Annotated in this window: 10 protein-coding genes; 5 read left to right on the top strand and 5 right to left on the bottom strand. The window is 61.3% G+C overall.

Annotated elements, in window-relative coordinates:
• Positions 1-69 precede the first annotated feature (69 nt).
• The 3 genes from AC0V2S_RS10130 to AC0V2S_RS10120 all read right to left on the bottom strand — a co-directional run bounded on the left by AC0V2S_RS10130 (position 70) and on the right by AC0V2S_RS10120 (position 3,673).
• Positions 70-834: an efflux RND transporter periplasmic adaptor subunit gene (locus tag AC0V2S_RS10130; protein WP_475509628.1), complete on the bottom strand. Its 765-nt coding sequence runs from the start codon at positions 832-834 to the stop codon at positions 70-72.
• A complete protein-coding gene (locus tag AC0V2S_RS10125) occupies positions 831-2,375 on the bottom strand; it encodes a TolC family protein (RefSeq protein WP_475509627.1) in 1,545 nt (514 codons plus the stop codon). The genes AC0V2S_RS10130 and AC0V2S_RS10125 overlap by 4 nt, the downstream gene beginning before the upstream one ends.
• Positions 2,376-2,776: 401 nt before the next feature.
• Positions 2,777-3,673: a LysR family transcriptional regulator gene (locus AC0V2S_RS10120; protein ID WP_475509626.1), complete on the bottom strand. Its 897-nt coding sequence runs from the start codon at positions 3,671-3,673 to the stop codon at positions 2,777-2,779.
• Positions 3,674-3,832: 159 nt separating this feature from the next.
• Between AC0V2S_RS10120 and AC0V2S_RS10115 the strand changes: the two genes are divergently transcribed.
• Together AC0V2S_RS10115 and AC0V2S_RS10110 are read left to right on the top strand one after the other, a co-directional pair.
• Positions 3,833-4,582 (top strand): SDR family NAD(P)-dependent oxidoreductase, encoded by a 750-nt coding sequence (locus AC0V2S_RS10115; RefSeq protein ID WP_475509625.1) that lies wholly within the window; start codon positions 3,833-3,835, stop codon positions 4,580-4,582.
• A gap of 241 nt (positions 4,583-4,823) precedes the next feature.
• A complete protein-coding gene (locus tag AC0V2S_RS10110; protein ID WP_475509624.1) occupies positions 4,824-7,625 on the top strand; it encodes an autotransporter outer membrane beta-barrel domain-containing protein in 2,802 nt (933 codons plus the stop codon).
• A 23-nt stretch (positions 7,626-7,648) separates the two neighbouring features.
• Here AC0V2S_RS10110 and AC0V2S_RS10105 read toward each other — a convergent pair whose 3' ends face one another.
• A complete protein-coding gene (locus AC0V2S_RS10105) occupies positions 7,649-8,023 on the bottom strand; it encodes a tautomerase family protein (protein ID WP_475509623.1) in 375 nt (124 codons plus the stop codon).
• A gap of 3 nt (positions 8,024-8,026) precedes the next feature.
• Positions 8,027-8,350 carry a carboxymuconolactone decarboxylase family protein gene (locus AC0V2S_RS10100; protein WP_475509622.1) on the bottom strand — a complete coding sequence of 108 codons (324 nt, stop codon included), beginning with the start codon at positions 8,348-8,350 and terminating at the stop codon, positions 8,027-8,029.
• A 105-nt stretch (positions 8,351-8,455) separates the two neighbouring features.
• Between AC0V2S_RS10100 and AC0V2S_RS10095 the strand changes: the two genes are divergently transcribed.
• The 3 genes from AC0V2S_RS10095 to AC0V2S_RS10085 are packed head-to-tail and all read left to right on the top strand — an operon-like array spanning position 8,456 to position 10,837.
• Complete coding sequence (locus AC0V2S_RS10095; protein WP_475509621.1) at positions 8,456-9,370, top strand: LysR substrate-binding domain-containing protein; 915 nt, start codon at positions 8,456-8,458, stop codon at positions 9,368-9,370.
• Positions 9,370-10,386, top strand: coding sequence for a diaminopimelate epimerase (locus AC0V2S_RS10090; protein WP_475509620.1), 1,017 nt, complete (start codon positions 9,370-9,372; stop codon positions 10,384-10,386). The genes AC0V2S_RS10095 and AC0V2S_RS10090 overlap by 1 nt, the downstream gene beginning before the upstream one ends.
• A gap of 49 nt (positions 10,387-10,435) precedes the next feature.
• A complete protein-coding gene (locus tag AC0V2S_RS10085) occupies positions 10,436-10,837 on the top strand; it encodes a GFA family protein (protein WP_475509619.1) in 402 nt (133 codons plus the stop codon).
• The last annotated feature ends 20 nt before the right edge of the window (positions 10,838-10,857 follow it).

Genomic DNA, 10,857 nt, shown 5'->3' with positions numbered 1-10,857 from the left:
AGCGGCTTTAGCCGCGATGTTCTTGACGGTCAAAAGCATCGCGGCTCAAGCCGCTCCCACCGAAACGATTTACTGCGCGGCGGGTGGGTTCATCACCACTTTGCCGCTCATGCCGGCCATCAATTCGTCAAAGCGGCCGTCGATGACGGCGCTGAGTTTGATCGACTGGGTTACGGCATCCACCCGCGCGCCAATGCGCTGCACTTTGGCGGGGTAGGTTTTGCCGGTTTCATCGATGCTGACTTCAAATGCTGTGCCGGGGCGCAGCCAGACGAGCCAGCGCGAGGGCACGATAAATTCGAGCTCCAGCGTGCTGTCGTCGAGAATTTCCAACAGCGGCTGGCCGGCCTGCACAAACTGTTGTTCGCGGGCTTTTTGCTCGGCAATGCGCCCGGCAAACGGCGCGGTGATCTGGCATTTGCTGAGCAGGGTGCGGTTGGCCGACACCTCCGCCTGTGCCTTTTGCGCTTCGGCTTTGGAGACGTTCAGTTCAACGGCGCCCACCGAGTTCATCTCGGCCAGTTTCTGGTTGCCTTTCCAATTGGCATTGGCGGCCATCAACGCAGCTTCGGCCTTGGTGAGTTGTGCTTGCTGCAACAGGCAGTCGAACTGCACGAGGGTTTGCCCTTGCTTGAAGGAGGCGCCTTCGAGCAGCGGCAAGCGGGTGATCTTGGCACCGATTTCCGCCGACAGCGTGGTGTAGCGCTGTGGCGTTAATTGGGCGCGAATTTCCCGGTTGTCGAGCGCCGACTCACCGGCCGCCTGCGCTGCGCTCGCGAACAACAAACAGGCGAGGGTCAGCGATTTCCAGGCGTTGGCCAACGTCGCTTTCATGGCGTGGCCGTTGTGGCGGGCAGTTGGCCCTGGTTCCAGGTGTGCAGCGAGTTGCCGACGGCGCTGGTGAGATCGGCCAGCGGCATGTTGTCGGAACCGTCGACCTGGGGCTCAAGGCCAAGCGTGGCTTGCAGACGCGAGGCTGCGGCCTGGGCGTTGGACAAGGCCTGGTAACGGCGCAGTTGCGAGAGCACGGCGGCGCTTTGCTGCGACACGCGGTCCAGCGGCGTCAGCTTGGCGGCTTCGGCCTGGTTGCTCACTTGCTGCGACAGGCGTTGGTCGACCCCGGCAATGGCATCGGCTCGGGCCAATTGGCGCGTGGCGTTTTCGTATTGCAGGCGGGCGATATGCAGTTTGGTCAGCACCACCATTTGCGTAGCCATGCGGCGTTGGTCGGCCAGCGCTACGCCAGCATCGGCCAGGCGCATTTGCGCGGGCGCCGACAACAGGCCCATCAGGTTGTAGGAGATCTGCACGCCGGCGTCGGTCCAGTGCTTGTTGATCAGGTACTTGTCGTCGCTGGTGCGGTAGCTGTAGTTGAACGAAATGCCGGGGAACAGTTTGAGCAGGGTGCGGCGGGTTTCTTCCTGGGCGATGCGGGCGTTGTAAATGCCTTCACGCAGGTCGGGGTTGCGCAGCAGGGCGAACTCTTCCAACTGGTCTACGGGCTGCTTGAGCCAGGCGCCGTTGTTGTCTTCGGCCGGTTCCACCACGGTGAAGTTGGCCACCAGCGGCAGGTTGGTCAGGGCGGCCAACTCGACACGGGCGGTGGACAGTTCTTGCTGGATCATTTCCAGCAGACGCAGGTTTTCCAGCAACTGACGCTGGTAGCGCAGCGGCTCCAGCGGCGAACGGATTTTCTCGTTCTCGGCTTTCTGGGCATCGGCCAGCGCCAGTTCGGAGTCGGCGATGGTGGTGCTCAATACCGGCAGCAATTTTTGTGCGGCGACTACACGCCAGTAGGCGCTGCGCACTTCTTCCATCAGGTTGTGCAGGGCCTTGCGGCGGCGCTCGGTGGCAATCAGCGAGCGGTCGGCATTCTGCTTGGCGGCGTAGTAGCTCTGGCCGAAATCCAGCAGGCTCCAGGAAATGCCAATGTCACTGGTGAGGGCTTCGCGGCTGGAGGAAATATACGGGTTGGCCAGCGATGGCTCGCCGGTGACGGAGTCTTCGCTTTTGGAGATCAGGTCGTTGTCGCGGCCGCGGTAACCGGCGGAGGCGATCAGCTTGGGCAGCATGTCGAACTGGCCGACTTCAAAGGTGCCCTGGGCGACGGCTTCTTCCATCGCGTGGTAGCGCTGTTCGGCGTTGTATTTGATGGCCCGGGCGATGGCGCCTTCCAGCGTCAGCGGGCCGCTGAGCGGTTCGACGTCGCGCACCAGTGCGGCCTTGTCGGCGGCCACGGTGGCGCGCACTTCCGGCTCGGTGAGGGCTTGCTTTTCGAAGTTCAGCGACGAGCAACCTGCCAACATCAGCAGACCACTGGCGAAGACAAAGCGTTTGGTAGTGCGCAGGCGTGGTGCTGGAGAAGACAGGTGCATTGAACGATCCCTGAAAAGAAGTCACAACCGCGACCTGTCATTACCAATCCGTGGTCGCAAAGCGGTGTCGGAGTGTAAGCGCAGGCAATTGATAGTGAATAGCCCCGGGGGTTCTAAAGGCCCCGGGTACGAGTAAGCGCCTCGTTCCCGCCAGAAAAAGGCGGCCAAGTATGGGGTGTTCTCAGGCACCTGTATGTCCCTTGAACAAGTGACAAGGCGCGCAACCAACGGTCTGAAAATCGCTTGGAAGCGCTACAGGTCACGGCTGTATTGAGGTGTGAGGCGTCAGCTGAATTGCTGGGCACTGTAGGCAGGTAGACCGTAAGGGCTAAATGTGAACGGATGGTCACATGTGTGAATGACGCGATAGGGATATTTTCAGCGTCTTGATACACGGCCTTTCAATCAATCTGCGCAAACCGCTCCACCAACCAATCGATGAACACCCGCACGCGATTGCTCAGGTGGCGGTTGGGCGGATACAGCACATGAAACGGATACGCCTCTGGTTGCCAGTCGCGCAGGATGTGCACCAGCTCACCGCGCTCGACATGGGCTTTCACCGTGTAGCTGAACGTATGAATGATGCCCAGCCCGGCCAACCCGGCCGCCAGATGGGCGTTGCTTTCGTTGACGCTGACAATGCCTTTGCCCTCGATTACATGGCGTTCATCGCCGCGTTGAAAGCGTGCGGGTATCTGCCGGCCATTGCCGGCGGATTGGTAGGTCACCATCTGGTGGTGGGCGAGGTCTTTGGGGTGCTGCGGCGTGCCGTGGCGTTCCAGGTACGCGGGCGTGGCACAGGTGCTCCAGCTCACTTCGCCAAGGCGGCGCACGGCCAGCAATTGCTCGGCCAGCGGCCCGCCGCGGATCACGCAGTCGACGCGCTCGCTCACCAGATCTACCGGGCGATCACTCACACCCAGGTCCAGCTGGATATCGGGGTAGCGCGCAAAAAAATCCGGCAGGGCGGGAATTACCAAGAGCGTGGCGGTGGAGCCGCCGATGTCGACGCGGATTTTGCCGCGCGGCAGGCCTTGCGCCTTGCTGAAGCCTTGGTCGATGTCTTCCAACTGGTGCAGCAGGCGATTGGTGAGTTGGTAATAGGAGGTGCCGTCGGCAGTTACGGTCAGCCGCCGTGTGGTGCGTTGCAGCAGGCGCACGCCGAGGTGGGTTTCCAGTTCGCGGATCAATTTACTGACGGTGGTTTTGGGTAGGTTCAGGGAATCGGCCGCCTTGGTAAACGACCCGCTTTCCACCACACGGGCAAATACACGAATGGCTAATAGCTGGTTCATTTCTCTCTCCCTAAGCGGAAAACGGCGTGCGCCTGATTGTGCATGAATGTGCACAAACAAAACATTTTCGTCGTATTTTTCTGCTCAATCTTCAGGCCTAGAGTCGGCATCAACGGCTCACCTACGAACCGCAACCCAAACGACTACTGGAGATTCATCATGAGCAACCGACTTGAAGGCAAAATCGCCCTGATCACTGGCGGTACCACCGGTATCGGCCTGGCCTCGGCACAGGAATTCGTCGCCCAGGGCGCTACCGTATTTATTACCGGCCGCCGCCAGGCCGAACTGGACAAGGCTGTCGCCGCGATTGGCCCACGGGCCATCGGCATTCAGGGCGACGTGTCGAAGCTGGCCGACCTGGACCGCATTTACGCCGAAATCAGCGCCAAGGCCGGGCATCTGGATATCCTGTTCGCCAACGCCGGCGGCGGTGACATGCTGCCTCTGGGCGCCATCACCGAAGAACAGTACGAGCGCATCTTCAGCACCAACGTAAAAGGCACGCTGTTTACCGTGCAGAAAGCGCTGCCACTGCTGCGTGACGGCAGCTCGATTCTGCTGACCTCGTCCACCACCTCAGTGCAGGGCACAGAGAACTTCAGCGTGTACAGCGCGAGCAAAGCGGCCGTTCGTAACTTCGCCCGCTCCTGGTTGCTGGACCTCAAACCACGGCGCATCCGCGTCAACGCCATCAGCCCAGGCCCGGTGCGCACTCCAGGCCTTGGCGACCTGGTGCCGGCTGAGCACACCCAGGCGCTGTTCGATCAACTGGCGGCGGTGGTGCCGATTGGCCGATTGGGCGAAGCCGGTGAGATTGCCAAGGCCGCGTTGTTCCTGGCATCCGATGACAGCAGTTTTGTGAATGGCATTGAGCTGTTTGTGGATGGTGGGACTGCACAGATTTAAGTAGGAAACAAAGTAGGGAGGGGGGCTAGATGGCTCCCCGTATTTTGCTGCCCGGTTTTTACTTCCAGTCTTTCCCCATTGATTAGGAGCGAGTCCAGTTTTCTCAAGGACGCGTCTCACAGAGAAAACGCTGCGCACTGCGGACACTACCCGGCACTTATTTGCTGGAGTCGTCCTTGTGAAATGCATACCTTCTGTTATCCCCCGCAAACCGACCTGTCCGCAGGGCGTCCCGCTACTGTTGGCCGCACTCGTGCAGCTCACGCTGGGCCAGGCGCATGCGGCCAACACCGATATCCATGGCCAGACGATCGACACCAGTACGGCGCAGACGGCAGCCATCGAGGCGAAGGCCGGCGATACGGTGCAGGTGACGGACTCGCAGGTGACCACGCAGGGCTCCGCCGCCAGCGCGCTGGCCTCGAGCGGGACGCTGACTGGCAGCGGCCTTACCTTGCGCACCACGGGTGGTGCCGCTTCGGCGGTAGATGCCCGTGACAAAGGCGCCGTCACCCTTACGGACACCCAGGTAACCACCGAAGGCACGGCGTCCGTTGGCTTGCAGGTGCGCAACAGTGGCTCGGTGATTTCCTTGCGCAACGGCAGCATTTCCACCAGCGGCGACATAGGCTATGGCGTGTACGCGGAGCTTGGTGGGCGGGTGGAGCTGGACGATGTGGCGATTAACACCAGCGCCAACAACGGTATCGGCGCGAAGATTTACGACGGCGGTTCGCTCGATTTTGCCGCCACCCATATCACCACCCTGGGTCGCGAGGCCCTTGGTCTGCTGCTGATGGGCAAGGACGCGACTGCACGGGCGCAGGCCCAGGTGAAGGACAGCAGCATCACCACCCGTGGCGACTTGGCTATTGGCATCAGCGTCAATTCGCACGCCAGCGCCGTGGTGCAGGACACCCAGATCAGCACCGCCGGCAACAATGCCGAGGGCGTGTGGCTGGCCAATACGGGCACCGACGCCGTCCTTACGGGCGTGCATATTCGAACCTCCGGCAAGAACTCATCCGGCGTCTCCAGCCAGGGCGGCACGGCGACGTTGCAGAACGTCACTATCACCACCAGCGGTGAGCAATCCCACGGGCTTTACACCAGCGGCGCTACGTCGCGCATCGATGCCACGGGTATCAATATCAGCGTCGAAAACGTCGGCGCCGGCGTGTATGCCGTCAACAGTAGCCAGGTCCATCTGAATACCGGCAGCGTCATCACCCGCAACGGCGGGGTCGGGCTGGCGGCGGCAAGCGGCGGGCATATTGCCGCCAAAACCATCCTGGTGGATGCCCAGGGCAACGGTGCCAGCGCCTCGCTGCTCACTAACGGCGCCAGCCTCGCTTTGGATAACGTCCTGGTCAGTGCCAGCGGCATCGGCAGCACGGCGTTGAGAACCGTGGCCAATTCCAGCAGTCAGGTGAACAAGGCCAGTGTGATTGATAGCAACCTGAGTGCTGCGCAAGGCAGTGCCATCGCCGTGGCGGGCGGGGAACTTGAGTTGAATGTGGAAAACAGTGCGATCAGCGGCCAGCATGTGCTGGATGTGCAAGCCAACGGCTCCGTTGCCCATGGCGCCGTCACGGTCAACGCGCTGAACAGTGAATTGACCGGTGATGTACGCGTGACGGGTGCCAGCACCGGCGCCGCGCAACTGATATTGGACCGCTCGGTATTAACCGGTGCGGTGCATGGGCTGGACCAGTTGGGCGTGCTCGATAGCCGCTGGAATGTCACAGGCGACTCTTCCCTGGGCAGCCTGAACAACCAGGGCACCGTCGCGTTTCAGCCCGGTGCGCCGTTTATGACCCTGACGGTATCGGGCGACCTGACCGGCAGCGGTGCCTTTGTGATGAACACCGACCTGGCCGGTCTGCGCGGCGACTTGCTGAATATTCAGGGCATTACCCACGGCAATCACACGCTGGCCGTGGCCGACTCCGGCAAAGAACCGCACACCGCCAATGGCGAACTGATGCTGGTGGACGGCAACGGCGGCGATGGCAGCTTCGCCCTGGCTGGCCGGCCCCATGTGGACGCTGGCGCGTTCCGCTACACGCTGGAGCAGCAAGGCGATGACTGGTTTCTGCGCAACACTTCGCAGGACCCCGGCCCGGACACTATTTCCGACGGCAGCAATGCTGCCCTCGGCAACCAGGCGGCAGTGGCCACGTTATGGATGGCGGAAATGAACGCCCTGGTCAAACGCCTGGGCGAGTTGCGCATGGGCAACGACAAAGGCGGCGTGTGGGCACGCGGTATCGGCAAAACTTACAAGGTCGACAACAACTACGGCCGCGATTTCGAGCAGACCATTCATGGCCTTGAAGTGGGCGCCGACTCAAGCACCGAGCGCCAGGGCGGCAGGTTGTACATCGGCGGGATGGTTGGGGCCGCCACGTCCCGACAGAATTTCGGCGAAGGGGGCAGCGGCGAAATCGACAGCCAACTGCTCGGCGTCTACAGCACCTGGATCGACGACAGCGGCTATTACGTCGACGCCGTGGGCAAATACAACCGCATGGTCAACCAGGTGAAAACCCTGGCCAACACCGGCGAACGCATCAAAGGCGACTACCACACCCACGGTTACGCGGCCGACATTGAAGTGGGCAAGCACATCGCGCTGGAGCGCGGCTGGTTCGTCGAGCCGCAACTCGAAGCGACCTACACCTTCACCCCTGGCGCCGACTACACGGCGAGCAACGGATTGCGGGTCGTCAGTGACGATGCCCATTCCCTGCAAGCCCGCGCCGGCGGCCTGTTCGGCAGGACTCTCACGCTGGACAGCGGCATGGCCGCACAGCCCTACGTAAAAGCCGCCTATGTGCAGGAGTTTGCCGGGCAGAGCAGCGTCAACGTCAATGGCCACAAACTGCGCAACCAGGTCACCGACTCGCGCGCCGAATTGGGACTGGGCGGCGTGCTGCAAGTGAGCACGAAAACCAAAGTGTCGCTGGATGTGCAGCACACCAAGGGGCACCAGGTGGAAGAGCCATGGGCGGTGAATGTGGGGGTGCGGTATCTGTGGTAGCGCGATCAAAAACTGTTCGTTGACTAATTCCCCCGCCCCCCGCCAAACGACCACTCATCCGCCGAGGTCGTGGTGATCACCACCATCACGTCCTCCGGATTCAAGCCTATCGCGCGTTCCAGCCCTTCAACCAAGCGACGGTAAAAGCGTTGCTTGGTCAGCGTGTCACGCTGTCGGCCTGCGGTAATCGCGATCAACACAAAATCTGCGCTACGTGGCCCACCCAGGTAGTTGGCATCGAAGATCAGCTCACCTATTTCGTGCTGATGGATGACCTGAAATCGGTCGGCTGTCGGAACGTCGAAGGCTTCTACGAGCGCTTCATGCAAGGCGTTTGAAAGCGCCTGCAGATAATCGGCAGACTTTCCTTTGTGTAAAGAAATTCGGGCGAAGGGCATGGGTTATTCCTCTGTGTTGGTGCGAGGCGCATCGGCTGGTACGGCATTCAACAGCTGCATCGCCGAAGCCGCCGTTGGCCAGCCGGAATAGAACGCCAGGTGCGTGATGGCTTCGGCCAATTCATCGCGGGTCAGCCCATTGTCGAGCGCGCGTTGCAGGTGAAAGGGCAGCTGTTCGAGGCGGTACAGGGCCACCAATGCCGCCACGGTGATCAGGCTACGTTCACGGGCAGCCAGCTCGGGGCGCTGCCAGATGTCTGCGAACAGCACGTGCTGCGTGAGCTGGGCAAATTTCTCGGGATAGGGTTCAGCAGGCGAAGGGCGCATGGCGGTTAGCTCGTTTTGATCGATTGACGGAGCTAACGTAGCCGCTCAAGATCGTCCCGAATATCAGATTTAACTGTATGAACAGTTTTGAATAATGGGATGTTTATGCGCCTGCCTACCTTCGACCTCGACGTGTTGCGCACCTTTGTCACGGGGGTGGAGTTCAACAGCTTTGCCAAGGCGGCCGACCGGCTCGGTCGCTCCACCTCAGCGGTGAGTGCGCAACTGAAAAAGCTGGAAGAGCAGGTGGGCACGCCGGTGTTGGCCAAGGCGGGACGCGGCCTGGTGCTCACGCCGGCGGGCGAAACGTTGCTCAGCCAGGCGCGCCGTTTGCTGGAGTTGAACGACAGTATTTTCAGCAGCCTGGAGCAAACACTGGCCAGCGGGCATATCTGTTTGGGGCTGCAGGAGGATTTCGGCGAGCAGTTGCTGACCGACGTGCTGCGCCGCTTCACGCTGAGTTATCCCAACATCAGCCTGGAGGTACGAATTACCCGCAACGCGCCCTTGCTCAGCATGGTGGAGTCTGGCGAAGTCGACCTGGCATTGGCTTGGGAAGGATCGGGCAGCACGCCGTATGCGACACGGCTCGGTGACACACCAATGGTGTGGGTAGGGCCGCCAGATGGCACGCCCCTGAGTCGAGCCGAAGGTACGCCCCTGCCATTGGTGATGTTTGACGCCCCGTGCATTCTGCGTAGCGCCGCCACTGCTGCGTTGGACAAAGCAAAAATACCCTGGCGAGTGACCTTGACCAGCCCGAGCGTGGCCGGCTTGTGGGCCGCCGTTTCTGCCGGGCTGGGCATCACGTTGCGTACACGTTTTGGTTTGCCTCGGCACCTCGCTGTGGTCGCCGACCTGCCGGATATGCCGAGGCTGGGATACGTGCTGCACCGGGCCACGAACGAGCCTGCGCCGATGGTTAAACAGTTGGCGGAGTTGATCGAGCGGTTTTTGCAGGCGCATAGCGCGGGGCAGGAACCTTACGTGGACAACCTTTCTGCTGATAAGGCGCTCTGATGACCGCTATTTACGATGCGCGCGGCAATCGCTACGCCGTGGTCACACCGGCACAGGTAGTTGAGGCTGGCATTCACTTTCCCCTGGTGGCCGAGCAAGCAGCTGCTGGTGCGCCCACCTGGGCCGACGCTGCCATCGCCGCGTTTTGCGACGGCGGCGCAGCGAGCACGTCCACGTTTAAAACCCACGGCACGGACGGTTTGTTGATCGGGCCGTTTCAGCAGAAGGCGCCTTTCGATGTGCTGATCGTCAACACCGATGGCTCGCTCGCCGAGCGCAGCGGCAATGGGCTGACCATCTTCGCCCAGTCGCTTATGGACGCCGGCCTTATCTGCCCCAGCGACACGTTCAGCGTGAACGTGCATCACCACGGGCGTGACGTTCGTTCGCCGGTTTCTACGACGCTCTCCAGTACGGTGCATGACGGCGCTGCCGGTTTCTGGCTGGATATGGGGGCACCAGCTTTCGGCCCGCAAGCGGTGGGCGCGACGGGGCGAGTAACGGCGGCGGAACGTCCCGGCATATACCGGGTTGCCGCTCTTGAGGGCGTGAAACAGGAATGGACACGCAGCGTTTTTGTGCGTCTGGGTAATCCTCACTGTGTGTCGCTGATACAGGATTCTGCCCAGTTGCCGTCGATGGATTGGCTGGCCACGGACGGGCGCGATGCGCTAACCGCCATCGCGTTTTCTTCTGCGCAAGAAAACGCCGGACTAGGCGATCCCTGCGCCAATGGCATCAACCTGCAATGGGCCGTGGCCGATGGTGCGCAACGAGGTTTGGCGCGCGTGTTCGAACGTGGTGAAGGCCCAACCTTGTCGTCTGGCACCAGTGCCTGCGCGGTCGCCTGCGCCCTGTGGAAAAGCGGTGACATTAGTGCGGGGGATATCGAGGTGGTCATGCCCGGCGGCACAGCGCCAGTTCAGTTGGTGGAGCACAACGGCAGCCTGGAGAAAGTGTGTCTATTCGGCGTGGCGCAACGGTTGAGTGGGGATAACAACGCGCATCGACGGTAGGCCAACCAGCCAGTTACCCTTCACCATCCCCGCTACCCGGCTTCTCCCCATGCCCGACGACTTCCACGGCAGCTGCCTGTGCAGCGCCATCCGCTACGAACTGCGCGCCCGCCCCAAAGCGGTTTCCCACTGCCATTGCAGCCAATGCCGCAAAGGCCATGGCGCGGCCTTTGCCAGTTATGGCAGCGTGTTGCGTACCGACTTGCTGATTACCCAGGGTGCCGAACTACTAGCATCGTATGCATCCTCCGAAACGGTGCTTCGCCAGTTCTGCAGCCAATGCGGCTCGTCGTTGTTCTGGTCGAAAACGTCGGGTGAATTTGGCGGCTGGATTTCCATCGCGCTGGGTACGTTGGACTCGCGCTTTACAGCTGAAAAACAGCAGCATGTCGAAGTCAGTTCCAAGGCCGCGTGGTATGCCATCGAGGACCATTGGCCGCAGTCTCGATAGCCCCTTTTTGTCTCGCCAAT

The organism is Pseudomonas sp. CC11G (assembly GCF_056174845.1).
Note: the sequence above shows the minus strand (reverse complement) of the source record. Positions and strands in the feature narration are given on the sequence as shown.